24 protein-coding genes are annotated in these 24,907 nt (G+C 74.4%); 18 read left to right on the top strand and 6 right to left on the bottom strand.

Going from position 1 to position 24,907, the window contains the following annotated elements; genetic code table 11:
- The first annotated feature begins 62 nt into the window (after window positions 1-62).
- Complete coding sequence (locus AB0B76_RS11675; RefSeq protein ID WP_360373347.1) at window positions 63-710, top strand: DUF3159 domain-containing protein; 648 nt, start codon at window positions 63-65, stop codon at window positions 708-710.
- Window positions 711-713: 3 nt separating this feature from the next.
- Here AB0B76_RS11675 and AB0B76_RS11670 read toward each other — a convergent pair whose 3' ends face one another.
- Entirely contained in the window at window positions 714-1,064 is a 351-nt protein-coding gene (locus tag AB0B76_RS11670) for an STAS domain-containing protein (protein ID WP_360373344.1), read from the bottom strand.
- A 230-nt stretch (window positions 1,065-1,294) separates the two neighbouring features.
- Here AB0B76_RS11670 and AB0B76_RS11665 point away from each other — a divergent pair, with 230 nt between their 5' ends.
- Window positions 1,295-1,951, top strand: coding sequence for a hypothetical protein (locus tag AB0B76_RS11665; RefSeq protein WP_360373341.1), 657 nt, complete (start codon window positions 1,295-1,297; stop codon window positions 1,949-1,951).
- 117 nt (window positions 1,952-2,068) lie between these two features.
- Here the strand turns inward: AB0B76_RS11665 and AB0B76_RS11660 are convergent, their stop codons facing one another.
- Window positions 2,069-2,566, bottom strand: coding sequence for a type II toxin-antitoxin system PemK/MazF family toxin (locus AB0B76_RS11660; protein WP_360373338.1), 498 nt, complete (start codon window positions 2,564-2,566; stop codon window positions 2,069-2,071).
- 61 nt (window positions 2,567-2,627) lie between these two features.
- Between AB0B76_RS11660 and sthA the strand changes: the two genes are divergently transcribed.
- The 6 genes from sthA (at window position 2,628) to yidD (ending at window position 11,845) form a co-directional block, all read left to right on the top strand.
- Window positions 2,628-4,031: a Si-specific NAD(P)(+) transhydrogenase gene (gene sthA / locus AB0B76_RS11655; protein ID WP_360373335.1), complete on the top strand. Its 1,404-nt coding sequence runs from the start codon at window positions 2,628-2,630 to the stop codon at window positions 4,029-4,031.
- Between the two features lie 19 nt (window positions 4,032-4,050).
- Window positions 4,051-5,556: an NTF2-like N-terminal transpeptidase domain-containing protein gene (locus tag AB0B76_RS11650; RefSeq protein WP_360373332.1), complete on the top strand. Its 1,506-nt coding sequence runs from the start codon at window positions 4,051-4,053 to the stop codon at window positions 5,554-5,556.
- A 105-nt stretch (window positions 5,557-5,661) separates the two neighbouring features.
- Window positions 5,662-6,765 carry an MFS transporter gene (locus AB0B76_RS11645; protein ID WP_360373329.1) on the top strand — a complete coding sequence of 368 codons (1,104 nt, stop codon included), beginning with the start codon at window positions 5,662-5,664 and terminating at the stop codon, window positions 6,763-6,765.
- Window positions 6,766-6,997: 232 nt separating this feature from the next.
- Window positions 6,998-10,102: an EAL domain-containing protein gene (locus tag AB0B76_RS11640; protein ID WP_360373327.1), complete on the top strand. Its 3,105-nt coding sequence runs from the start codon at window positions 6,998-7,000 to the stop codon at window positions 10,100-10,102.
- Window positions 10,103-10,119: 17 nt separating this feature from the next.
- On the top strand, window positions 10,120-11,379 hold the full coding sequence (locus tag AB0B76_RS11635; protein WP_360373324.1) for a pyridoxal phosphate-dependent aminotransferase family protein: 1,260 nt from the start codon (window positions 10,120-10,122) through the stop codon (window positions 11,377-11,379).
- Window positions 11,380-11,638: 259 nt separating this feature from the next.
- The gene (yidD, locus tag AB0B76_RS11630) at window positions 11,639-11,845 is read left to right on the top strand and encodes a membrane protein insertion efficiency factor YidD (RefSeq protein ID WP_360373643.1); all 207 of its coding nucleotides are present in this window, start codon (window positions 11,639-11,641) and stop codon (window positions 11,843-11,845) included.
- On the opposite strand, the gene AB0B76_RS11625 is transcribed toward yidD, so the two are convergent.
- Entirely contained in the window at window positions 11,842-12,624 is a 783-nt protein-coding gene (locus AB0B76_RS11625; protein WP_360373321.1) for a universal stress protein, read from the bottom strand. The genes yidD and AB0B76_RS11625 overlap by 4 nt on opposite strands.
- Window positions 12,625-12,779: 155 nt before the next feature.
- Here AB0B76_RS11625 and AB0B76_RS11620 point away from each other — a divergent pair, with 155 nt between their 5' ends.
- Complete coding sequence (locus tag AB0B76_RS11620; protein WP_360373318.1) at window positions 12,780-13,136, top strand: GlsB/YeaQ/YmgE family stress response membrane protein; 357 nt, start codon at window positions 12,780-12,782, stop codon at window positions 13,134-13,136.
- Here AB0B76_RS11620 and AB0B76_RS11615 read toward each other — a convergent pair.
- On the bottom strand, window positions 13,133-14,308 hold the full coding sequence (locus tag AB0B76_RS11615) for an ROK family transcriptional regulator (protein ID WP_360373315.1): 1,176 nt from the start codon (window positions 14,306-14,308) through the stop codon (window positions 13,133-13,135). The genes AB0B76_RS11620 and AB0B76_RS11615 overlap by 4 nt on opposite strands.
- A 108-nt stretch (window positions 14,309-14,416) precedes the next feature.
- Here AB0B76_RS11615 and AB0B76_RS11610 point away from each other — a divergent pair, with 108 nt between their 5' ends.
- From AB0B76_RS11610 to AB0B76_RS11595, 4 genes are all read left to right on the top strand, one after another.
- Window positions 14,417-15,214: a class I SAM-dependent methyltransferase gene (locus AB0B76_RS11610; protein WP_360373313.1), complete on the top strand. Its 798-nt coding sequence runs from the start codon at window positions 14,417-14,419 to the stop codon at window positions 15,212-15,214.
- Window positions 15,215-15,322: 108 nt separating this feature from the next.
- A complete protein-coding gene (locus AB0B76_RS11605) occupies window positions 15,323-18,001 on the top strand; it encodes an AAA domain-containing protein (protein ID WP_360373310.1) in 2,679 nt (892 codons plus the stop codon).
- A gap of 49 nt (window positions 18,002-18,050) precedes the next feature.
- Window positions 18,051-18,341, top strand: coding sequence for a peptidoglycan-binding domain-containing protein (locus tag AB0B76_RS11600; protein WP_360373307.1), 291 nt, complete (start codon window positions 18,051-18,053; stop codon window positions 18,339-18,341).
- 53 nt (window positions 18,342-18,394) lie between these two features.
- Window positions 18,395-20,308 (top strand): Hsp70 family protein, encoded by a 1,914-nt coding sequence (locus tag AB0B76_RS11595; protein WP_360373304.1) that lies wholly within the window; start codon window positions 18,395-18,397, stop codon window positions 20,306-20,308.
- On the opposite strand, the gene AB0B76_RS11590 is transcribed toward AB0B76_RS11595, so the two are convergent.
- Window positions 20,297-21,043, bottom strand: coding sequence for a hypothetical protein (locus AB0B76_RS11590; protein ID WP_360373301.1), 747 nt, complete (start codon window positions 21,041-21,043; stop codon window positions 20,297-20,299). The two genes, AB0B76_RS11595 and AB0B76_RS11590, sit on opposite strands and share 12 nt — an antisense overlap.
- A 152-nt stretch (window positions 21,044-21,195) precedes the next feature.
- On the opposite strand from AB0B76_RS11590, the gene AB0B76_RS11585 reads away from it, so the two are divergent.
- From AB0B76_RS11585 to AB0B76_RS11570, 4 genes are all read left to right on the top strand, one after another.
- The gene (locus AB0B76_RS11585) at window positions 21,196-21,672 is read left to right on the top strand and encodes a hypothetical protein (protein ID WP_360373298.1); all 477 of its coding nucleotides are present in this window, start codon (window positions 21,196-21,198) and stop codon (window positions 21,670-21,672) included.
- A gap of 38 nt (window positions 21,673-21,710) precedes the next feature.
- A complete protein-coding gene (locus AB0B76_RS11580; protein WP_360373295.1) occupies window positions 21,711-22,268 on the top strand; it encodes a hypothetical protein in 558 nt (185 codons plus the stop codon).
- A gap of 97 nt (window positions 22,269-22,365) precedes the next feature.
- Window positions 22,366-23,127, top strand: a complete 762-nt coding sequence (locus AB0B76_RS11575) for an SDR family oxidoreductase (protein ID WP_360373292.1) — start codon at window positions 22,366-22,368, stop codon at window positions 23,125-23,127.
- A gap of 84 nt (window positions 23,128-23,211) precedes the next feature.
- The gene (locus AB0B76_RS11570; RefSeq protein ID WP_360373289.1) at window positions 23,212-23,496 is read left to right on the top strand and encodes a hypothetical protein; all 285 of its coding nucleotides are present in this window, start codon (window positions 23,212-23,214) and stop codon (window positions 23,494-23,496) included.
- On the opposite strand, the gene AB0B76_RS11565 is transcribed toward AB0B76_RS11570, so the two are convergent.
- Window positions 23,459-24,403: a WYL domain-containing protein gene (locus tag AB0B76_RS11565; protein ID WP_360373286.1), complete on the bottom strand. Its 945-nt coding sequence runs from the start codon at window positions 24,401-24,403 to the stop codon at window positions 23,459-23,461. The genes AB0B76_RS11570 and AB0B76_RS11565 overlap by 38 nt on opposite strands.
- A gap of 31 nt (window positions 24,404-24,434) precedes the next feature.
- Between AB0B76_RS11565 and AB0B76_RS11560 the strand changes: the two genes are divergently transcribed.
- Entirely contained in the window at window positions 24,435-24,773 is a 339-nt protein-coding gene (locus tag AB0B76_RS11560) for a hypothetical protein (protein WP_360373283.1), read from the top strand.
- Window positions 24,774-24,907: the final 134 nt, after the last annotated feature.

The following is a 24,907-nucleotide window of genomic DNA, read 5'->3' as shown; positions in this document are numbered from 1 at the left end:
GCCCGCGCCCGGTAGGGCAGGCTTACCTTCGTTCTGTGGGTGGCGGGCGAGGCGGGGGACCGATGGCGCGCGAGAGTGAACAGGTCGCGGGGGAGACGCTCGCCGACCTGTTGGGCGGCTGGCACTCGGCCGTGGAGACCGCGGTGCCGCTGCTCGCGTTCGCGGCCGGGTGGCTGGCCGGCGGGCACTCGATCCCCTGGGGCGCGGGCGTCGCGGTGCTGGCCGGGGCGGCCGTCGCCGGATGGCGGCTCGCGGAGCGCCGGCGGCCGGTCGGCACCGTCCTGAGCCTCCTGGTGGTCTGCGCCGGTGCCCTGGTGGCGCTGCGGACCGGGCGGGCCGAGGACTTCTTCGGCGTCCGGGTGCTGACCAACGCCGTGTCCGCGCTCGCCTGGGCGGCGAGCATCCTGGTCCGCTGGCCGCTGCTCGGCGTGGTGGTCGGCACGGTGCTCGGGCAGAAGACCCGGTGGCGGGCCGACCCCGACCTGCTGCGGGCCTATCAGCGCGCCAGCTGGGTGTGGGTGCTGCAGTACCTCGTCCGCCTGGCCGTGTTCATCCCGCTCTACCTGGCCGGGGCCGTGCTGTGGCTGGCCGCGGCGCAGACGGTGCTGACCTGGCCGCTGGTCGCCGCGTGCCTGGCGGTGAGCTGGTGGGTGCTGCGCCGTTCGCTGCCTCCGGAGCACCCGGGCATCCGCCACCCCCGGACCGGCTGAGTCCTACCGGGGGGTTTCTCCCAGTGCGACCAGGGCCTCGTCGACCGTGTCGGTAAGTGTCAGGACCCGGTCGAGCGCGGTCAGGTCGAAGATGCGCCGGATGCGCGCATGCGGGCACACCACCGCGAAGCCGCCGCTCTCGCGCAGCCGCTTGTGGATCGACACCAGCACCCGCAGCGCCGTCGAGTCGATGAAGTCGACCTTCGACAGGTCGAGCACCAGCCGCGTCTGGCCGTCGTCGAGGGTCTGGTGCAGCAGCGCGTGCAGCTCCGGCGAGGTGGCGACGTCGAGCGCCCCGGCCGGCGTGACCACCACGCACCCACCGACGGTGCCGGTCGCGATGCCGTCGGTCATCTCCGCCCCCATGGCCTGTCACGCTGCGTCAATCGAGGTCCCTCTCCCGTCGGACACGCGGCATGTTACCGCCCCCGCCGCCACCCTCCGCGATCGCACGCCAGATTTGAAACCAACGCGTGTCGGTTGGCCGCATCGGCAGCAAAGCGCGACGGAGGCGTGACCGTCAGGCGCCGCAACCGTTGAGACTTTCGACCCACCGACAGGCGCGCGACGGGATTGAGGACGCCATGGACGGGACCCCCACCGAGCAGCTCAGCATGACCGCCGCCGAGCTGTCATTCCTGCTGGCCAGCGGCGACCGGCAGGGTCAGACCCCGCGCCTGCCGGGCCTCACCGACGCCGACCGCACCGACGCCGTACTCAGCGCCGGCGTCGGCTCGCTGCTGCTGCGCCACCTGGCCGCGCCGGTCGAGGGCAGCGGCAGCAGCCTGGAGCTGGCCCCGGCGGTCGCCGCGGTCGCGGCCGGCCTGCACCGGCCGCGCGGCTTCGTCCAGGTCGGCCTGACCGCGGACGACCACGCGGACGGCGCGGTGCTGCTGGACGCCGAGCGCATCCGGGTGCTGGTCGCGGTCCGCGCGTACCGCTGCTACGACATCACCCCGATCGCCGCCGACACGGACGTGCGGGAGCCGCTCCTGGCCGTCGCCGACCGCTTCCTGCACCGGCACCGGCCGGCGCCGGCCACGTTCACGGCGTCCAGCGCTACGGAGTTCGAGCGGGGCATTCAGCCGGCTCGGGCGACTCTCTCCTCGTCGTCCGACGGGACCTGGCGTGTGGTCACCCGGCGGGGTGTGGAGACCAGGGCGGAGGACTTCGATACGGCGGCTTCGGCTATGCGTGAGGAGCTGGGGCGGATGTTGCCTATGGCGGTTACGCAGTCCTAGGTGCCCTTCTTACTTGGACGGGGGGCTGGCAAATCGGTTTCGGGATCGCGCGGGTCCGTCAATGCGCTGAATGCGCGGAGAATGCCGGCTTGCGTCCGCGAAACTATGAAGCCGGGGCTACGACCAGCCGTAGTTCGCGCGCAGCTGCGCCGCGATTCGGTCGAAGCGGGCGCGGTCCAGGACGGCGCCCTCGCGGCGGATGCCGTCGGCGTCCACGGTCAGGACGCGGTCCAGGCGCACCCAGCTCGGGCGCTCGTCGCGGTCCCACGAGCCGGGGCCCAGGGCGAACCAGTTGCGCTGGCCGTCGCGCTCCGACTGGCTCGACAGCATCAGGCCCAGCACCGACGCCCCCTGGCGGCCGATGACCAGCACCGGGCGGTCCTTGCCCTGGTTCGGGTCCTCCTCGTAGGCGACCCAGGTCCAGACGACCTCGCCCGGGTCGGCGTCGCCGTCCAGGTTGGGGGAGTACTCGAGCAGCTTCTGCGTCTCGTGGCGCTGCGGCGGCGGGCCGGGCACCGGGTGCGGGGTGCGCGTGCGCGGGCGGGGGGCCGGGGTGCTGGGCGCGGGGCGGCGTACACCCAGTCGTGTGGCCACGGCCTGAAGAAGACGTTTCACGCGGACGACCATAGCCGGACGCGCCTTTACGGTCCTGGACACGCCGGGGAGACTGTGGACCATGTACGACTTCGATGTCCTCGTGCTCGGCTCCGGGCCGGGTGGCCAGAAGGCCGCCATCGCCGCGGCCAAGCTCGACCGCCGCGTTGCCGTCGTGGAACGGCGGAACATGATCGGCGGGGTCTGCATCAACACGGGCACCATTCCGAGCAAGACGCTGCGCGAGGCGGTGCTGTACCTGACCGGCCTCAACCAGCGCGAGATGTACGGCCAGAGCTACCGCGTCAAGGAGGACATCACCGTCGGCGACCTGGGCGCGCGCACCACGCACGTCATCGGCCGCGAGATCGAGGTTATCCGCAGCCAGCTCGCCCGCAACCGGGTGCGGCTGCTGCAGGGCACGGGCCGCTTCACCGACGCGCACACGATCGCGCTCGAGGACGACCAGGGTCGTGAGTCGCACGTGACCGCGGACAAGATCATTATTGCGGCGGGGACGCGGCCCGCGCGGCCGGACAGTGTCGACTTCGACGACGTGACGATCATCGACTCCGACGGCATCCTCAACCTCGACAAGGTGCCGCACTCGATGGTGGTGGTCGGGGCCGGGGTCATCGGCATCGAGTACGCCTCCATGTTCGCGGCGCTGGGCACCAAAGTGACAGTGGTCGAGCGGCGGGAGCGGATGCTCGACTTCTGCGACCTGGAGATCGTCGAGGCGCTGAAGTACCATCTGCGCGATTTGTCGGTTTCATTCCGTTTTCGGGAGTCCGTGGCCGCCGTCGAGCGGCACGGGCGCACCGCGGTCGCGGTGCTGGCCAGCGGCAAGCGCATCGCGGCCGACACGGTCATGTACTCGGCCGGGCGCCAGGGCGCCGCCGACCTGCTCGGGCTGGACAAGGCCGGGCTGGCCGCCGACGCGCGCGGGCGGATCACCGTCGACGAGCACTTCCGCACCGAGGTCCCGCACATCTACGCGGTCGGGGACATCATCGGCTTCCCGGCGCTCGCCTCGACCTCGATGGAGCAGGGCCGCCTGGCCGCGCACCACGCCTGCGACGAGCCGGTGCGGGGCATGCACCAGCTCCAGCCGATCGGCATCTACACCATCCCGGAGATCAGCTTCGTCGGGCGCACCGAGGACGACCTCACCGACGCCAGCATCCCGTTCGAGGTGGGCATCTCGCGGTACCGCGAGCTGGCCCGCGGCCAGATCATCGGCGACTCGTACGGCATGCTGAAGCTCATCGTCTCGCCCGAGGACCGCAGCATCCTCGGCGTGCACGTCTTCGGCACCGGGGCCACCGAGCTCGTCCACATCGGACAGACGGTGATGGGCTGCGGCGGGACCGTGGACTACCTGGTGGACGCGGTCTTCAACTACCCGACGCTCGCGGAGTCCTACAAGGTTGCCGCGCTTGACGCAATGAACAAGATGCGGTCCGTGTCGCGCTTGTCGGCATAAGGAGGGTTATCGTCGGCGCGTGACGAGGCTTCGGGGGATACTGCTGCTGCTCGGCGCGCTGACCCTGGTCGCGCCCCTGGCGGCCGGTTGTGACGACGACGCGGACAAGGCCGTGAACGACCGGTTCACGGCCTTCCTCGCCGGCTGGCGCAAGGCCGACTTCACCGGCTTCCCCGACCTGCTGACCCCGCAGGGCCGCGCCCTGGACGCGGCGGCGGCCAAGGAACTGCTCGCCGGCACCGAGGGCGACCTGTCGGCTCGCCGCCCGGCCCTGGCCCCGCACGGCAAGGCGAAGATCCAGGCGGCCGACGCGACCCAGTCGGTAGGCGTCGCCTGGACGCTTCCGGACGGGCGCACCTGGACCTACGACACCGCCGTGCACGCGCGGATGCTCGGCAAGCGCTGGCAGGTGTACTTCGGCCCCGCCACCGTCCACCCCGGGCTGGAGGACGGCCAGCACCTGGCGCTGCGCTCGACCCCGGCCAAGCGCGGGAAGATCGCCGCCGCCGACGGCACCCCGATCGTCGCCGAGACGCCCGTCGTCTACGTCGGCGTCGAGCCGCGGGCCGTGCCGAACGTGCCCGACCTGGTGCAGCACCTGGACTCGGTGTTCCGCTCGGTGCAGGCCGACGTCGACGTGCAGGGGCTGCCCGCGAAGCTCCAGGCGGCCAAGCCCGACGCGTTCGTCGACCTGGTGACGCTGCGCAAGACCGACTTCGACGAGATCGCCGTCGACCTGAACGCGACGCCCGGGGTGCGGGTGCGCGCCGGCACCCTCTCGCTGCCGATGACCCGCACGTTCGCCCGGGCGCTGCTCGGCACCTCCGGGCCGGCGACCAAGGAGATCATCGACGCGAGCAACGGGGCGCTCAAGGCCGGTGACGTCTCCGGCCTGACCGGGCTGCAGCGACGGTACGACACCCAGCTGCGCGGCCTCCCGGGAGTCTCCGTGGTGCCGATCGACAAGGAGGCGGGCCCGGCGCTGTTCACGCTGCCGGCCCAGGACGGCGCGGTCATCGCCACGACGATCGACGTGAAGGTGCAGCAGGCCGCCGACGCCGCCCTCGCCGGCACCGCGAAGCCCTCGGCGCTGGTCGCGATCCGGGTCAGCGACGGGACCGTGCTCGCCGCCGCGAACGGCCCGGGCCCCGCGGGGTACAACCTCGCCTTCCTTGGCGAGGTGCTCGGCCCGGCGTGGCCCGGGGACGCGGCCGCCCTCGGCGTCGGCGGCAAGTGGAATCCCGGCGCGGACGCGTTCACCGGCCGCACCGAGGCGAGCGGCGTCGCCGCCTCGCCGCTGGGCTGGGCCGCGGCCGCCGCGGCGCTGTCCCGCGGCACGTGGCAGGAGCCGGTGCTCATCAAGGACGCCAAGGTCCAGCCGGGGGCGAAGGTCACCGGCACGCTCGCCGCGCCCAACCTGGGCCTGGGCGTGCGCGACGGGGTCGCGTACTGCGTCTACGTCACCGACGGCACGAGCGCCGACGCCGCCCCAATTGCGGACGCGTTCCTGGCCGCGATCAAGTAGCGTGCCCCCATGCCGTTCGGTTGACGCCGCGCCCCTGAACCGCTGCCCGCCGATGTCCGCCGCCTGAGCCGCCGCGGGGTCGGCTGGGCGCTGCTGTCCGACGCCGTGCCGCTCTATCCGCTGTACGCCCTGCTGTTCACCGACACCGGCCTGTCCGGCGGCGAGATCTCGCTGCTGTTCGCGCTCTGGTCCACCGTCGGGATCGTCGCCGAGGTGCCCACCGGGGCCCTCGCCGACCGGTTCTCCCGCCGCGCCAACCTCGTCGCGGCGGGACTGCTGCAGGCGGCCGGGTTCGCGCTGTGGACGGCGCTGCCCTCCTTCGCGGTCTTCGCCGCCGGGTTCGTGCTCTGGGGCCTCGGCGGGGCCCTGGCCAGCGGCGCCGTCGAGGCGCTGCTCTACGACGGGCTGCGCGCCGCCGGGCACGAACACCGCTACGTGCGCGTCTCCGGCCAGGTCACCGCGGCCGGGCTGGTCGCGCAGATCCCCGCGGCCATCGCCGCCGCCCTCCTCTTCCCGCTCGGCGGGTACCCGCTCGTCGGCTGGGTCAGCGTCGCCGTCTGCCTCGCCGCCGCCCTCGCCGCCCGTCTGCCCGAGGTCCGCGCGGCCCCCGGCGGCGGCAACGAGGAGGACGACGACGGCCCCGGGTACTTCGCCACCCTGCGCGACGGCGTGCGCGAGGCGGCCGGGCGCCCGGCCGTGCGCACCGCGGCGCTCGTGCTCGCCGCGCTCGCGGGCCTGGACGCCGTGGAGGAGTACTTCCCGCTGCTCGTGCACGGCTGGGGCGTGCCCACCGCGCTCAACCCGGCCGCCACGCTCGTGATCACCGTCGGCGGGGCCGCGGGCGCCGCCCTCGCCGCGAAGGCCGGGCGGTTCGCGGGGTGGGGCCTCGCGGGGCTCATGCTCGCCGCCGGGCTGGCCCTCGCCGCGGCGGCCGCGCTCGACCGCCCGGCCGGGATCGTCCTCGTGGCCGTGTTCTACGGGTTGTACCGGCTGGTGCTCGTCATCGCCGACGCGCGCCTGCAGGCCGTCATCGACGGGGCGGCCCGGGCCACGGTCACGTCGGTTGCGGCCCTCGCCACCGAGCTTTCGGCCCTGTTGCTGTTCGCCGCCTGGGCCCTCGGGGGAGCATGGTCCGTGGCCGTGCTGACCGCCGGCCTGGCGGTCACCCTGCTGCTTCCGGCGAGTGACGGTGAACGATTGCGTGAATGAATTCGTACGGTTGGTTGCCGAACGTAGAACGGTCAATCGCGCGGTGTAGATATGACGGTCATCAGGCAGTACCATCAACCTCGCCAAATGCGCAAACACCGTCAAAAGCGTCGTGCGGGCCGCTCGGAACGATCCTGCCAGGTACTCCTCAATCGGCAGCGAACTGGGTAGCGTCTGCCTCGCCGCGGACGCGCGGGGCGGGGCTGGTGATCGCGAACGAAGGCAGCTGAGGGTGAACGGGTCGGCACGCGGGGTGCTGGCGGGGTACGCCGGTGCGATGGCGGTCCTGGTGACCGTCAACTTCGCGCTGCCCAACCTGCATCCGGTGCTGTGGTCCGCGATCGGCTACGCGAGCGTCGCCGCCGTCCTGCTCGGGGTACACCTGCACCGGCCGCGCAAGCGCGCGCCCTGGCTGCTGCTGGCCGGCGCGGTCGCGTGCTTCATCACCGGCGACCTCATCGCCGACCTGCTGACCAGGCTGCACGCGAAGGCGTTCCCGTCGCTCGCGGACGCCTTCTACCTCACGGTGTACGTCCTCATCGCCGCGGCCATGGTCTGGCTCTACCGCCTCGGCGTGGTCCGGCGCGACCCCGGCGGCCTGTTCGACGCGATCACGCTCACCGCGGGGCTCGGCCTGCTGTCGTACATCTTCCTGATCCGGCCCTACGTGGACAATCCGGGCCTGTCCACCCTGGACCGCAGCATCTCCATCGCGTACCCGCTCGCCGACATCGTGGTGCTGCTCGTCGGGGCCCGGCTCATCGCCTCGGTGCGCTTCAACGCCGCCGTCGCGCTGCTGGCCCTCGGCGGGATCGGGCTGCTCAGCTCCGACGTCGGCTACGGCCTGCGCCAGCTGGCCGGGGACTGGGCGGTCGGCGGGCCGGTCGACATCGGCTGGGCCGCCTTCTACGTGCTGTGGGGCGTCGCGGCGCTGCATCCCTCGATGCGGCAGCTGACCGAGCCCCAGGTGCAGCGCGGCGGCGACGAGCGGCTCGGCCGCCTGCTGCTGCTCGGGCTGTCGCTGTTCATCGCTCCGATCGTGTTGTTCGTCGAGATGCGGGGAGGCCGGGTGCGCGACGCCGCCGCCATCGCCGCCGTGTCCGCGCTGCTGTCCGGGCTGGTCCTGCTCCGGCTCGGCCGGGCCGTGCGCGCGCAACGGCTCACCGTGCAGCGTGAGCGACGCCTGCGCAGTGCCGGCGCGGCGCTGCTCATGGCCAACGACGCCGAAGGCGTCGCCGACACCGTGCGCGCGGCCGTGGCCGAGCTGCTGCCGCCCGGGCGCGCCCACGCCGTGACCCTCGGCCCGGCGCTCGGGCCGAAGGTCTCGATGCCGTACACGTCCGCGTTGGACCCAGCGGTCGCGGCCGAGCTCGGCGACTTCGAGGTGACCCTGTGCTGCCCGCTGGCCCTCGCCGACGGGCGGGCCGCGCAGCGGGCGCTCTACGTGGCCGCCGACGAGGTGATGCTCGTCGGGCTGCAGGAGGCCGCGCAGATCCTCGCCACCCAGGCCGCGATGGCCCTCGAGCGCATCGCGCTGGGCGAGGAGGTGGGCCGGCGCAACAGCGAGGCGTACTTCCGGACCCTCGTGCTCAACACCGCCGACGTCATCCTCATCGTCGGCGACGACGACCTGGTGCGGTACGCCAGCCCGTCGGCCCAGGCGCTGTTCGGCTCCGACCTCGTCGGCACCGCGCTGCCCGGGGCGTTCGCCGGGGAGAGCGCGGACGAGGTCGCCGCGCGCCTCGCCGAGGTCCGGGCGGCCGAGCCCGCGCGGCGCCCGGCCGCGCTGCCCGCCGACCTGCCCCGGCGCCCGGTCGACGCGGGCGCCGACCGCGACCGGCCCGGGCAGGACCTGCGGGTGACCGGCCCCGACGGGCGGCCGGCGCTGGTCGAGGCGACCTTCCGCGACCTGCGCGCCGAGCCGACCGTGCGCGGCGTCGTGGTGACCCTGCGGGACGTGACCGAGCGCAGCCGGCTGCAGGCGGAGCTGTACCAGCGCGCCACCTTCGACGCCCTGACCGGCCTGCCCAACCGCGAGGTCTTCCTGACCCGGGTCCAGGAGGCGGTGGCCTCCGGCGCCGAGACCGGCGCGACGGTCGGCGTGCTCATCATCGAGCTCGACGACTTCAAGGTCGTCAACGACACCTTCGGCCACGCCGCCGGCGACGCCCTGCTCGTCGCGGTCGGGCAGCGGCTCACCGAGGCGCTGCGGGCCGTCGACGGCTCCTACGGCGCGGCCGGCACCGTCGCCCGGCTCGGCGGCGACGAGTTCGCCGCCCTGGTCCGCCGGGCCGGCACCTCCGCCGAGGTGGAGCGGGTCGCCGAGCGGGTGCTGCGCAGCTTCAAGGCGCCGTTCGAGCTGGCCCACGGCACGGTGAGCGCCACCGCCAGCATCGGGGTGTCGACCACCGCCGAGGCGGCCAGCGCGCAGGAGCTGCTGCGCCACGCCGACCTCGCGGTGTACGTGGCCAAGGACGCCGGCCGCGACCGCTGGCGGCGCTTCGAGTCCTCGCTGCACAGCGCCGTCGTCGAGCGCCACAAGCTGCGCGCCGACCTCGACCGGGCCATCGCCGACGAGGCCTTCCTGCTGCACTTCCAGCCCATCGTGACCCTCGCCGACGACCGCACCCGCGGCTTCGAGGCGCTCGTGCGCTGGGACCACCCGACCCGCGGCATGGTGCCGCCGGACGAGTTCATCTCCGTGGCCGAGGAGAGCGGGCTCATCGTCCCGCTCGGCGCCTGGGTGCTCACCCAGTCGATCACCGCGGCGGCGCAGTGGCGCATCGCCTACCCCGGCGACGAGATCTACGTCTCGGTGAACGTCTCGGCCCGGCAGTTCCGCTCGCCGGAGTTCGCGCAGTGGGTGCTCGCCGAGATCGACCGCATGGGCCTGCCGCCCGGCGGGCTGCTGCTGGAGATGACGGAGAGCCTGCTGCTGCACGACGACGGCGAGGTCGCGGCCGAGCTGGCCGCGCTGCGCCAGGCCGGGGTGCGCATCGCCATCGACGACTTCGGCACCGGCTTCTCGTCGCTGTCGTACCTGCGCCGGCTCCCCGTCGACGTGCTCAAGCTCGACAAGAGCTTCATCGACACCGTGGTCTCCTCGACCGAGCAGCACGCCGTGGTCGACATGATCGTGCAGCTGGCCAGGATCCTGAAGCTGCAGGTCGTCGCCGAGGGGATCGAGACCGGAGCGGAACGCGAGCTGCTGGTCACGATGGGTTGCGACCATGGTCAAGGTTACTTGTTCTCCCGGCCCTTGAGCTACCGTGACGCCAGTCAATGGTTGTCGGATGATGCGTCGGGGCCTCAACGGGGAGGTCGCACCGCGGCCTGAACCACCCCGGAGGATTTGTGCACGCCTCAGAGCTGGCCAGCGAAGTTGACCTTGACCCGCGGTACAGCGGCATCGCCCGGCTCCGCACCGAGACCCGCTTCTACGACGCCGTCATCGAGGAGGTCGACGGGCGCCGCATCCGCGTCGGCGAGCACTGGCTGACCGACTGGGCCTCGTGCAACTACCTCGGCTTCGACCTCGAGCCGCAGATCATCGGGGCCGTCGAGGAGCAGCTGCGCCGATGGGGCACGCACCCGTCGTGGTCGCGGATGCTGGGCAACCCGGCGCTGTACCCGCAGATCGAGGAGCGCCTGGCGTCGTTATTAGGTGCCGAGGACGCCCTGGTACTGCCCACCATCACCCAGATCCACCTGTCCGTGATCCCGGTGCTGGTCCAGCGCGGCACGGTGCTCATCGACGCCCGGGCCCACAAGACCGTCTGGGACGGCTGCGTCTTCGCCCGGGCCCAGGGCGCCACGCTGTCGCGCTTCCGCTCCCTGGACGAGCTGGCGTCGCTGCTGCCGGGCGCGGCCGCGGCGGGCGGGCCGGTGCTGGTGTGCATGGACGGCGTGAACAGCATGACGGGCAACATCCCGGACGTCCGGGCGTACCTCGACCTGTGCCGCGCGCACGGCGCCGTGCTCTACATCGACGACGCGCACGGCTTCGGCGTCATCGGCACCCGCTCGCCCGACGAGACCAGCCCCTACGGCACCACCGGCAACAGCATCATCCGGTACTTCGGGGAGTCCTACGACGACGTGGTGATGGTCGGCGGGTTCTCGAAGGCGTACTCGTCGCTGATGGCGTTCCTCGCTGTGCCGACGGTGCTCAAGAACCGGCTCAAGGCCTCGGCGGCGCCGTACCTCTACTCCGGCCCGTCCCCGACCGCCTCGCTGGCCACGGTGCTCGCGGGCCTCGACGTGAACGCGGACCGGGGCGACAAGCTGCGCGCGGAGCTGCACCGCATGACGATGCGCGTGCTCAGCCACGTGCGCGGCCTCGGCGTGTTCACGCCCAACACCGACGACACCCCGATCATCGAGCTGCCGATCGCGCTGGACCGCGACCTGGTCGAGGTGTCGGAGCGGCTGTGGCAGCGGGGCCTGTTCGTGACGCTGGCCCCCTACCCGGGCGTGCCGCGCGACCAGGTGGGCTTCCGGGTGCAGGTCACCGCGGCCAACACCGACGCCGAGATCGACGCCCTGAACGACGTGATCTCGGACCTGGCGGCGGCCGGGGTGCTGCAGGAGGCGCGCGAGTCCAGCGCCAGCTGATCCGGGGATCACCCTTAGTGGTGGCGCCGGACAGGTATCACGTTGAGACATGAACCGACGACGGTACCGACGGCACCCGGACTACCAGTACCAGCGCGGCGGCAACACCTGCCTGCGCGACGCCTGCCTGCTGGAGACCGGCTGCTGCATCGGAGAGGCGATCGACGGCAGCTGCCTCATGCTGGGGCTGCTGTCACTGCCGAGCATGTTGTTCACGATGGCGCGCTCGCCCCGCCGGGCCGCCTCGGCCGAGGGGCCGATGGTCGGGGCGATCCGGCGGTATCAGACGGAGATCTCGGCCAGGCGCGCGGAGCCGTGCTGCCGGTTCACGCCGAGCTGCTCGCACTACGCGGCCGAGGCCATCACCCGCCACGGCGCCGTGCGCGGGGTCTGGCTGGCCACGCGGCGGCTCGCCCGCTGCCGTCCGGGTGGGCCGCGCGGTATGGACCCGGTGCCGGGTGTCTAGACGCTCCTGGTCACCATGACCGGTGACGACGCGTGGTGCACGACCATCTGGGTCACCGGGTTCGGGCGGGGCTGCTCGTACCAGCCCACCCGGTGCGCCCCCACCACCAGCATGAGCGCGTTGCGGGCGGCCTCGGTGAGCGTCTCCAGCACGCCCGTGTCCCGGGCGTCGAACCGCGTCTCGACCTCCGGGTGGCGGCGCAGCCACGGCTCCAGCCCGGCCGCCACGGCGTCGTGCGGCCGGGCGCGCCCGGCGTGCACCGCCAGCAGCGGCACATGGCGGGACGCCGCCTCGCCGTAGCCGAAGGCCAGGGCCCGCTGGCTCGACGGGGAGCCGTCCACGCCGACGACGATCGGGGCGTGGGCCGGCAGCGCGGCCATCGGGTCGGCCCAGCGCCAGCCGTTGTTGACCACCAGGACCGGGCAGTGGGCGAACCCCGACAGGTGGGCGCCGACCGAGGCGTCGAGCACGCCGCCGTCGTGGACCCGGCCGCCGATGACCACCAGGGCCGCGGTGCGGGACTGTTCGCGCAGGACCCACGCGGGGGAGCCGCCCTGGGTCATCGTCTCCACCGCGATGCCCGGCTGCCAGGTCTTCGCCTCCGCGGCGGCGTCCAGCACCAGGCCCTGGCCGTCGGCCGGGCCCTCCCAGTTCATGGCGTGCACGATCCGCAGCGTTCGTTGCTGGCGGGCGGCCTCGTCGGCCCCCCACCGCACGGCGCCCAGCGAGGCGGCCGACCCGTCCACGCCGACGACGATCGGGTTGTGTTCCAGCAGCATGACGCGCCCCCTTCCGGAATCTCCCGATTCCACCGTCCCTCGGGTCGGCCCCGGTAACAAGGGGCGGCCGGGGCCCGGGTCGACACCCGTCACTGCGGCCGGGAGCTGATCGTGTACGGTCCCGTGTCGACGTACGCGAGGGGAGCTCGGGACCAATGCACATCAACGACTTCTGGGTGGCCATCCCCATCGGCCTGGTGATCGGCGTGCTCGGGCGGCTCGTGCTCCCCGGCAAGCAGTCGATCGGCGTGTTCATCACGTTCCTGATCGGCGTCGGGGCGGCGCTGCTCGGCACGCTCGTGGCCGAGCTGGTCAACCTCGACGACAACGCCGTCGTGAAGGTCTGGAAGATCCAGTGGAGCTGGTGGGAGCTGGGCATCCAGGTGCTGTTCGCCGCGGTCGGGATCGGGCTGGCGAACATGCTGACCTACACGAAGCTCGCCTCGGGGGCGCCGCGGCCGCGCAAGCGGGCCACGCGCAAGCGGCGGACGAAGAAGACCGAGGACGACTAGGGCCGGCTCAGGTCCGCCAGCAGGGTCTCCCGTACCGACGCGCGCCCGGCCTCCTGGGCGCCCAGCAGGGCCGCGTCGTCCTGGACCTGGGTCGTGGCGATCGTGGTGTCGAGCGGGGCCGCCTCGGCCAGGGCCGCGGCGACCGCGGTGCCGAGCAGCTCGCCGCCGGCCTGGCCGACCTCGCCGCCGATGACGACCAGCGGCGGGTCGAGCACGGCCACGACCGCCGACAGGCCGATCGCGATACGGCCGGCCAGCGTGGTGACGAACTCGGTGGCGGCCGGGTCCTGGCCGGCCGCGCGGGCCGTCACGGCGGCCATGGTGCCGGCCGCCGTCGGGGCGGCGAAGCCGTGGGCCGCCCCCAGCTCGAGGACCGCGGCCCCGCCGACGAGCCGCTGGAAGTTGGTCCGGCCGGAGATCGGCATGTACCCGATCTCGCCCGCCCCGCCCCGCGCGCCCCGCAGCAGGGTGCCGCCGAGGTCGATGGCCAGGCCCAGGCCCGCCTCGCCGAGCCACAGCAGCGCGAAGCTCTCCGCGTCGCGCCCGGCGCCGTGGGCCCGCTCGGCGACCGCGGCCAGGTTCACGTCGTTGTCGACGCCGACGGGCACGCCCAGGCGCTTGCGCAGGTCCTCGACGAGCCCGGGGCGGCCCCAGCCGGGCACCTCGACGTGGTGCAGCACGTCGCCGCGCTGGTCGTAGGAGCCGGCGACGGCGATCTGCACGTGCGCCACCGGGTCGCGGGAGACGCCGGCCTCCTTGCAGACCTCGTCGACGGTGTCGGCGACCGCGGCCACGGTGTCGGTGCTGGCGAAGTCGACGGTGGACTCGAGGCGCCCGCGGACCGTGCCGGCGAGGTCGGTCACGGCGGCGGTCACGGTCGGGGTGCCGCGGTCCTTCTGGTCGCGTACCGACAGCGCGACCGCGTAGGCCGCGTCCGGGTTCACCGCGTAGACCTCGGCGTTGGGCCCCGGCCCGGCGCTCACATAGCCCACGACGCTCACCAGCCGCGCCTCCGTGAGACGCCGCAGCGCCTCGGAGATCGTCGGCTTCGACAGCCCCGTGAGATCGCGCAGCTCCCCACGGGTCAGCGGCCCGCGTTCCAGCACATGACTCAGGGCGGCCGCGTCGTTCATGGCCCTGAGCAGCTTCGATGATCCGCCGAGGTGCGTCATGGTGGCTCGAACCGTATGGGCGGCCTACGCCGGTGTCAATCCGCGACCTGACATAAACCTTACTGAACCGACAAAATGCGACGAAGGCCACCGTCTATGCTGCTCGCCATGGAGCTCGGGGCGGTCCAGCAGACCATGCTCATCACTCTCCACGCGCGTGCCACCGCCGGCGACGGGGAGGCCCGCCGCCTGGTCGAGGCCATCGACTTCGACTTCGGCATCTTCGAGCGCCACGCCGGGCTCACGGCCCTGTTCCACGTGCTGCGCTCGGGCTCCTACGACGCGTGGACCCGCGACTTCCTGGCCGAATGTCCACACGGGACGGTGGTCGAGCTGGGCGCCGGCCTCAGCACGCGCGCCGACCGCCTCGACAACGGCACCGCGAACTGGCTCTTCGTCGACCTGCCGGACGCCGCCGCCCTGCGCCGTTCCCTGCTGCCCGACGGCGAGCGCCGCCGGACCGTGACCGGCTCGCTGCTGGACGCGGACTGGGTGCCGCAGGTGGCGGAGGCGCCGGGTCCGTATCTCTTCCTGGCCGAGGGCGTGCTCGTGTACCTTTCGCCGCCCGACGTGCGCGCGGCGCTGGCCCGGGTCGCGTCCGGGTTCCCGGGGTGCCGGGTCGCGCTGGACACGTACGGGGCGTGGATCGTCGCCCGGCCGCGGGGACCGCTGCAGCGCATGGCGGCCGACCTCGTGTGGGCGTGCGAGGACCCGCGGGAGCCGGAGCGGTGGGACCTGGGCCTGACCCTGCGCGAGTCGCACACCCTGACCCGCCCGGCCTGGCCGGTGCGCGGCACGCTGCCCTTTCGGACGCGGGCGGCGCTCACGGCCATCAACGCGTTCGTCCCGCGCCGGATGGTCAACACCCGCGTGAACCTGTACTCGGTGGCGGCGCCGGAGGTCTAGGGGCTGTATCGAAGTGGGGGTCGGAGCGAGCCGACGCCTGAGTCCGCCGCAGCCCGGCCATCCACTTCGATACAGCCCCTGGCCCCGTGGTGACAGAATCGGGCACCTATGGAGCCCAGCCGCGTCCTCGCCGCGCTCGCCGACCTCGCACCGGCCGGGCGGGACCGTGTGCTCGACGTCGCCCGGGGCGCGCCCGCGCCGCTGTGGCTCGACGATCCCGATCGGGTGCCGGGCAACACGGCCGCCCAGCGGCTCGCCGCGCTCGACTCGCTGCACCGCGAAGAGCGGCTCCTGCGCCGGGGCTGGGCCTGGCTGCTCGGCACCGCCGACGTCGACGGGTCGGCGCGGACCGTGCGGCTGCCGCTGCTGTACGAGCCGGTGCGGCTGGAGGGGTCGGGGGGCCGGCTGCGCGGGTACCGGGTCGAGCCCGCCGGCGATCTCGAGGTCACGCCGCTGATCGGGGACCGCGAGCTCGCCGCGGCGCTCGAGTCGGCGCCCGGGATCGGGACGGCCCCGTGGCTCGCCGGGAGCGGTACCGCCGCGTGGGTCCAGGCCGCGGCCGAGGGGGCCGGGTTCAAGCCCGCCCGCGTCGGCGCGGTCGCCAAGCTGCCCGAGGACGAGCTGGTCGGGCAGGCGGTCGCGGCGCTGTACGTGGCCCGGGACGTCGCCACGCCCGGCCTGCGCGACACCCTCCGCGCCTGGTCCACCCGCCCGGGGCTGGAGCTGACCGCCCTGGCCCAGGTGTACGGGGACGGGCCGGCCGGCGACGACCCGGCCGACGACGACGTGTACTCGCCGCTGCCGCTCAACGACGCCCAGCGCGAGGTCGTCCGGCGCGTGCGCCGCGAGCGGATCGTCGTCGTGTCCGGGCCGCCCGGCAACGGCAAGAGCCACGCCGTCGTCGCGGCCGCGCTCGACACCGTGTACCGCGGCGGCTCCGTGCTCGTCGCCACCCAGGCCGGTCACGCCGCCGAGGTGCTCGGCGGGCTGCTCGGCCGGTTCCCGGGGGCCGAGCCGGTGCTGTTCGGCGACGCCGAGCGCCGGGACCGGTTCGCCCTCGCGCTCACGTCCGGGCGGCCCGCGGGGGTGGACGGCAAGGTGCTCGACGGCCGCCGGGGCGAGGTGCGCGCGGCCGCGGCCGCGGTCGAGCGCCTGGAGGCGGCGATCGGCGCGGCGCTGGACCTGGAGCGCAAGGCCGCCACCATGGCCGTGTGGGAGCCGCTGCTGGCCGGCCTGCGCGCCGAGGCGCCACGCGTGTTCGAGGCCGGCTTCGACGTACACAAGGCGCAAAAGCTCCTCGGGGCACGGTTTCTACGGGAATGGCGGATTCGCCGGCTGGCGGGCGTCACCGCGCAACGGCTCGCCGCCCTGCTCGAGGCGGTCGAGGCCGACCGGGCCGCGGCCACGCTCGCCGTCGCCGGCGGGACCGACCTGGCGCCGGTGTGGCCGGGGCTGCTGGAGGCCGACGAGCGGCTGCGCGCGGCGGTCGGGGCGGCGATGCGCGACGCCGCGGCCGCCGCCGACCGGTGGGGCAAGGCCGCCCGCGCCAGCGCCGCCGAGCTGGGGGCCGCGCTGCGGGCCGGGCGCAACCGCCGCCGGGAGGCCCTCGCCGCGCTGGACGGGCCGGCGCTCGTGCGGGCCCTGCCGCTGTGGGTCGGCACCGTGGCCGACGTCGAGGACCTTCTGCCGCCCGTGCCCGGCCTGTTCGACCTGGTGATCCTCGACGAGGCCGCGCACATCGACCAGATCCGGGCCGCGCCCGTGCTGGCCCGGGCCCGGCGCGCCCTCGTCGCCGGCGACCCGAGCCAGCTGCGCTTCGTGTCGTTCGTCGCCGACGTCGACGTGGCCGCGACCCTCCAGCGGCACGGGCTGCCCGACCGCATCGACGTGCGGCGCTCCAGCGCCTACGACGTGGCCGTCGGCGCCGCCCCGGTGACCTGGCTCGGCGAGCACTACCGGTGCGCCCCGCACCTGATCGCGTTCGCCGCGCGCCGCTTCTACGACGGCCGGCTCACGCTCATGACGCGCACCCCGGCGGCCGAGCGCGAGGACGCCATCGACGTGGTGCGGGTCGAGGGGGCGGCGGTGCGCGACGGCGTCAACCGGGCCGAGGTCGACGCGGTCCTGGCGACCGTGCGCGACCTGGCCGCCGCGGGCGGGGCCGGGATCGGGATCGTCACGCCGTTCCGCGCCCAGGCCGACGCGATCGAGGCGGCGCTGCTCAAGGAGCTCACCGCGGCCGAGATCGACCGGCTCGGGCTGCGCTCCGGCACCGTGCACGCCTTCCAGGGCGGCGAGGCCGACACCGTCGTCGTCTCGCTGGGGCTCGTCGACGGCGACACCCCGGCCCGGCAGCGCTTCGCGGCCGAGCCGAACCTGTTCAACGTGATGACCACCCGGGCCCGGCGCCGCCTCGTCGTGGTCACCTCCCTCACCGGCGGCAGCGGCCTGGTCGCCGACTTCCTCGCGCACGCCGAGGCGCCCGCGGCCCTCGAAGATCAAGATCCGGCGGCGGTACCGTGGGCCGCCCGCCTCGCCGCCGAGCTGCGCGCGGCCGGGAGGGAGGTACACACCGCGTACCGGGTCGGCGGCTGGACCGTCGACCTCGTGGTGGACGGCGCCGGCTTCGTCTGCGCCCCGCACCCGGACGGCAACCGGGCCCACCTCGAGCGGCAGCGGGCCCTGCTGCGCGCCGGCTGGACCCTGCGCGAGGCGTTCCCGAGCCGCTGGAACGGCGACCCGGTCCGCGCCGCGCTCGACCTGGGGGCGACTTTCAGGGTCGGTTGACAGGGTTTTCCCTGACGCCTCGCGAACGTTGCCGCAGCACACTCGACCTATGACCGTTCGCCGCATCTTCACCGTCGTCGGCGCCGCGCTCGCCGGCACCGTCAACGCCTCCGACGGGGCGGCGCCGCCCGCCGACCCGCGCGAGGTCCGGGCGCTGCTCGCCGAGCTGGGGCTGCTGCGCCCGGGGGCGTTCGAGGCCGAACTGCCGCAGGCGCTGCGCCGCTTCCAGGCCCGCGCGGGGCTCACCGCCGACGGCGTCGCCGGCCCGCGCACGACCCAGGCCCTGGCCCGTTCCGCGCGCGAGGCCCGCCATCTGCGCTCCCTCGGGATGGCCGCGTAAGAAGGTCCGAACGCCGGATGCGCTCCGGCTGACCGGGCTCTACCTTTCCGGGCGTGAGCGCGTTCGCGTTATCGGTCGACTACGGCACGTCCAACACGGTCGCGGTCCTGCGCTGGCCCGACGGCAAGACCCGGCCGCTGCTGTTCGACGGGTCCCCGCTGCTGCCCTCCGCCGTGTACGCCGCGCCGGAGGGGCACCTGTCCACCGGGCGCGACGCGGTGAACAGCGCGCGGCTGGACCCGACGCGCTACGAGCCGAATCCGAAGCGCCACGTCGACGAGCTCGACCTGCTGCTCGGCGACGCCCCGGTGCCGCTCACGCAGGTCGTCGCGGCCACGCTGACGCGCGTCGCGCACGAGGCCCGGCACGTCGCCGGCGTCGCGGTCGACGACGTCGTGATGACCTACCCCGCCGAGTGGGGCGCGGCCCGCCGGCAGGTGCTGCTCGACGCGGCCCGCGCCGCCGGGCTGCGCGAGCCGCGGCTGGTGCCCGAGCCGGTCGCGGCCGGCACCTACTTCAGCGTCGTCCTCGCCCAAGGCGTCCCCGAGGGCGGCTGCGTGGTCGTGTACGACCTGGGGGCGGGCACCTTCGACGCCTCGGTCGTCCGGCGCACGGCGGCCGGGTTCGAGACGCTGGCGTACCGCGGCCTCGACGACGTGGGCGGCGTCGACGTCGACGACCTCGTGGTCCAGCTCATCGGCGCGGTCGTGGAGCCCACGGCCCCGGCCGAGTGGCTGCGCCTGCTCGCCCCGCAGACCCGGCCCGACCGGCGGGCCGCCCGCCAGCTGCGCGACGACGCCCGGATGCTCAAGGAGCGGCTGTCCCGCGAGTCCTCGGCCGCGATCCTCGTGCCGATCGTCGACCGGGACCTGCACGTGACCCGCGGCGAGCTGGAGGGCCGGGCGCTGGCCCTGGTCGCCCAGACGGTGGTCGTGACCACCGCGACGATCAAGGCGGCCCGCACGCCCCGGGACCGCATCGCCGGGCTGTTCCTGGTCGGCGGCTCGACCCGGATGCCCCTGGTCGCGACCGAGCTGCACCGGGCGACGCAGATCGCCCCGACCGTGCTGGACCAGCCCGAGCTCGTGGTGGCGGAGGGCGCCCTGCTCGTCGACTCCCCAGCCCCGGCGACCGCTCCGATCCCGCCCGCCCCGATCCCGCCCGCCCCGATCCCGCCCGCCCCGATCCCGCCTGCTCCGATCCCGTCGGCCCCGATGCCGCAGGCCCCGGCGTCGCCCGCTCCGGCGTCGCCCGCTCCGACGGCGCCGATGCCCCCGATGCCCACGAGCCCGGTGCCGATCAGCGCCGCTCCGGTCAGCCCCGTTCCGGCCGCGGTACCGCAGCCCGCCTACCCCGTCTCGGCTATGCCGGCCGCCCCGGTGAGCCCGGTCGCGGCGCCGCTGCCGGCCCCCGCCCCCGTGTCGCAGCCCATGCCGCTGTGGCCGAGCCGGCCGGGCGGCCCGCCGGCCGAGTTCGCCACCTCGGTCGGCTCCATCGTGGGCCGGGCGGCGCTGCGGCTGCTGCTCGTCCCCGCCCTCTACGCCGCCGGCGCGCTGGCCGGCGGGCTGACCTTCGCGGCGACCGACAGCGAGGTCGCCCCCTGGTTCCTCGCCGGGCCGATCTGGGCGTACGGCGCCCTGTGGCTGGTCCTGCCGATCGTGCGGATGGCCTCCGCGGGCCACCAGGCGACCCGGCTGCTGCTCGACGGGGCCGGCGTGACCGTCACGCTCCGGGGCCGGCAGCACTTCCTGCCCTGGGCGGAGGTCCGCGTCGAGGTACGCCGCCGCGGCCTCGACCGCCGTCCGGTGCTCGTCGCCGTCCCGCACGCGCGCGGGCCGCGCGCCGAGGACCCGTTCTGGCGGCAGCGGCGGCGGTCCGACGGCACGCTGCTCGTCGCGGACCTGCGCGCCCTGCGCGCGAAGCCGCCGGTCGTGCTGGCCGCGGCCGCCCAGTACCTACACGGGTAGCGCCGCCAGCAGGTGCTCCAGCCCCTCCTGGGTTCCGATCGACGCCCGGTCCTCGGGGTGGTTGAGGTAGTGGTTGACCACGTCGTGCAGGAACTCGCGCTCCACGGCGCTGGACTGCAGCTGCAGCTGGATGCGCTGCAGGTTCTTCTTGCGCCCGAGGCCGGTCGTGGTCACCAGCTCCGGCCACAGGATGCCCAGCCGCCCCACGCCGAACACGGTCGGCAGCGGTCCGGACATGATTGCCGCCCACGGTACGTCGTGCGTCGTCGTCCCGTCCACGACGGTCAGCCCGTCGGCGCGCAGGATCAGGCGCCCCGTGCCGCGCAGGAGCATCATGAACGTGTACACCATCAGGTAGACGCAGCCGAGCGCCACCGCGAACAGCATCCAGGTGAACACGCCCCAGTCATCGTCGTCGTACACGATGCTGAACAGCACCCCCACCACCGGCGGCAGGACGGCGGCGTTGGCGGCGAGCCGCAGGTGCGAGGGCGGCGCCTCGAACGCGCCGGGCCGGACCAGGAGCGTGCGCAGCTTGGGCGCGCGCAGGTTCGTCAGGAGCGCGCCAACCGCGGTGACGACGAGCAGGAGCAGTGCGAAGGGCCCGGGCCACGGTGCGTCGTGCAGCGCCACCGTGAACGGCAACAGCACGATGCCCACACCACCGACGAGCAGGTAGTACAGCCAGGCGTTGCGCCGGCCTAAATTGTCTTCCCCGTTCGTACTCTGTGACACCGTGCCACCTCCCATGCACGGGAATGTATCGGGTCGCCGGGGGCCCCGCCGCCACGAATTCGACACAGCCTAAGGGCAACATCGGCACGGCCCGCGTCCGGCTGCCGGATTCGTCACAGCCGGGGCGGCCGGGCCGGTCTAGGGTGGCGCGCATGGACCCGCTGCCCAGCACCGACGACCTGCTGCGGGCGATGACCGTGCTCGGCGTCGACGGAGATCCGTTGTACATCATGCAGGACCTCGGCGCCGACCGCCGCCGCGCACACCTGCTGGCCCACATCGCGGCCGCGCTCGTCGACCGGCAGGAGGCCCTCGAGACCCTCGCCGGCCTCGACGTCGAGGACCGGGCCGACCTGCACTGGGCGGCCGACCGGGCCGCGGCCGGCGCCGGCGGGGTCGACCGGCTCCAGCGGGCCCGCCTGGCCTGGGCCCAGCACACCGTGACCCGGCAGCGCGGCCGCCGCCCCGACCCGGTCGCCGACGCCGTGGCCACGACCCTCGGGGTGCTGGTCGAGCTGCTGTCGGCGCCGCCCCCGCCGGGCCCCGTGGCGGCCGACGCCGTCCAGGCCCTGTGCGGCGCCGCCGACCACCTCGGCTCGGTCCTGCGGGCCCGGCCGGAGCCGGTGTAGCCCCCGGCGGCTCGCCTGCGTCTGCCATCATCGATGGCGTGGACAAGGTGCGTCCCACCGAGTTGTCACTCGTCCTGCTGGTGCTGCTCCCACCGGCGGCCGCGGCCGCCTTCCTGCGGGCGCTGTGGCTCGCCCACGGCTCCGGCCTGCTGTACCTCTACACCGCCGTCGGCGTCGTGGCCGGGGCGTTGCTCGCGCCCTACCTGCGCACCCGCCCGATGTTCGTCCTGCGCCTGCCGTTCTGGCTCATCGTCCTGTGCGCGGCCTCGTTCGGCCTGCCGATCGACGGCGGCGGCACCACGATCCCGGCCGCCGTCGCGCTCCCGGTGAGCGCGGCCGTGGCGGGCCTGACCGCCGTCGCCGCCGTCGTCGCGGTCCTGTGGACCAGCGGGCTGTACACGATCGAGCTGCGCCACCGGGCCTCCGTCGCCCTGACCTCGGCCGGCGAGGACGACTTCTACCAGGCCCGCTGCGACTGCGGCTGGCGCGGCCCGATCCTGCCGATGACCCGCGACGACGACGCCGAGGAGCAGGCCTTCGCCGACGCCGCCGCGCACGCCCCGGACGTCCGCCGGGACATCGACGTCGTGGCCTGACCGCGGCCGTCACACCCGGCGGGGGAGTATGGGGCGGCGCCGCCCGGGTTCGCTGGAGGGGCGGACGGACCCGCCGTCCCCGGCACGAGGAGAAGCCATGACCGACTCCCTGCAGGGCCGCGTCGCGCTGATCACCGGCGCCTCCAGCGGCATCGGGGCGGCCACCGCCACGCTGCTGGCCGAGCGCGGGGCCCGGGTCGCGCTGCTCGCCCGCCGCAAGGACCGCCTCGACGAGCTCGCCGGCCGGATCGTCGACGCCGGCGGGACGGCCCTCGGCGTGGCCGTCGACGTCACCGACGCCGACGCCCTCAAGGCCGCGGCCGAGCAGGCCGCCGCCGAGCACGGCCCGGCCGACCTGGTCGTCAACAACGCCGGGGTGATGCTCCCGGCTCCGATCGAGGAGCTGCGCACGGACCAGTGGCAGCACCAGATCGACCTGAACGTGAGCGCGGCCATGCACACCATCGGTGCCGTGGTACCGCAGCTGGTGGCCGCCGCGGCCGCCGGGCGCCCGGCCGACCTGGTGAACACCTCGTCGATCGCGGCGCAGAACATCTTCCCGAACTTCGCCGTCTACGCGGCGACGAAGGCGTTCATCACCCACCTGTCCCGCCACCTGCGCGTGGAGCTCGGCGCGAAGGACGTGCGCGTCTCGGCGATCGAGCCGGGCATCGTCGGTACCGAGCTGCAGAGGCACGTCACCGACGAGGGCGCCCAGGACTGGCTCGCCGAGTCGAAGCAGACCGTCGAGTGGCTCGAGCCCGAGGACATCGCCGAGGTCATCGCCTTCACCGCCGCCCTGCCGCGCCGGGTCAACCTCCAGCAGGTCACCATCATGCCGACCCGTCAGGCGAGCTGACCGGCGGGCCGGGGGCGCCGGGACACGCCGGGAATCGACCGCGATTCACGCCCCGAACGGCCGCCGATGCGGTAATACATACATGTGCGTGATTGGATTGGTACCGGGCTGAGCCTCGCCGGGTTCGCGGTCGCGGTGGTCGCGGCCACGCAGTGGGTGCGCTCGCGGGCGTGGCGACCGGCCCGGCAGAGTGGGCGGGCCTGGAGCCGCTCGTCGGTGGCGACCTTCGCGGCCCTGCTGCTGCTCGAGAGCGGCGTCCTCCTGCGGCCCCACGCGTGGCCGCTCACCGCGCTCCACGTCGCCGTCAGTACGATAGCGGTCGCTGGACTGTTCATGTGGTACCTGGATCGGCGCCACACGCGTCCGTGAGCCGGCGGCCGACCGACTCGACGGCCGCGCGCAGCTCCGGCCCGCCCACGACGCGGATCGGCGCCGGGAACGCGGCGAGCTGCTGGGCGTACCAGTGCGGATCGCCGGTCGTGGCGAGCAGCCGGCAGCGGTCCGGGCCCGCGGCCTCCAGGCGGCCCAGCGACCGCGGCACGCGCGCGGCGGCCTCGGCCAGCGGCGCCGCGACGAGCACCTCGACCGCGAACTCCCAGCCTTCGGCGAGCTGCTCCTCCAGCGCCGCCATCGGGTCGAGGCCCTCCGGCGGCGTGAAGCCGGACGCGAGCACCTCGACGGCGCCGACGCGGTCGATGCGGTACGCGCGGCGGGCGCCGGCGTGGTCGGAGAAGCACAGGAGGTACCAGCGGCCGTGGCGCACCACGACGGCCCACGGCTCGACGTCGGCGTCGAACTGCGAGCCGGACGCGGTGCGGTAGCGCACGCGGACCCGCCTCCGGTCGGAGCTGGCCTGCACCAGCGCGCTCGTGACCAGGGGGTCGGCGCGGTCGGGGAGCGCGGGGCCGGTCGCCGCGGCGCGCAGTACCGAGGAGGCCGGGGCGGCGACCGGCGCCGGCAGCGCCCGGATGAGCTTGGCCAGGGCGGCGTCGGCGGCGGTGTCGCGGCGGCCGTCGAGCACGGCCATGACCAGGCCGAGCGCCTCGGTCGCGGTGAACATCAGCGGCGCCGGGCGCAGGCCCCGCCCGACGCGGTACCCGCCGTAGGGCCCCCGCACCGACTCGATCGGGATGCCGGCCTCGCGCAGGATGCCGACGTAGCGGCGGGCCGCGCGCTCCGACACCCCGAGCCGCTCGCCGATCCGTTCGGCGGTGATGCCGGGGCTGCCCTGCACGAGCTCGAGCGCGAGCAGCGCCCGCGAGGCCGGCGAGTCCATCGGCCCATCATGCGGCATCTACCCTGGCGGGGTGGACGAGCTCGGCGCGCTCATCGAGCGCTACGCGGCCGGCGACGAGGCCGAGCGGGCGGCGCTGCGCGAACGGTTCAAGGGGGACCCGGCGCACCTGTCCGTGGGGTGGCACACCGCCGGGGAGCTGCGCGCCCGCCTGATCCACCTGTGCCTGCGCGACCAGGGCGACGACACCCGCGACGAGCTGATGGCCCTGCACGCGCTGTGCGAGCGCGCGAAGGTGCTCGGCATCGACCCGCGGCCGTACGTGCGCGAGGCCGCGGCGATGGCCGGCGACGTCGACCACTACGGCATGGGCTCGCTGAAGAGCCTGCTGGCGCGGGCCGCCTACACTTGATTCACATGACGACGACTCTGACCCGAAGGTTCGCCGCGGTCACCGCCGCCCTCGTGCTCGCGCTCGGCGGCGTCGCCGCCTGCAGCAGCGACAACGTCGACTGCACCACCAACTCGTGCACGGTCACGTTCGAC

It is taken from the genome of Dactylosporangium sp. NPDC049140 (assembly GCF_040648435.1).
This window is presented reverse-complemented; position numbering and strand designations above follow the sequence as displayed.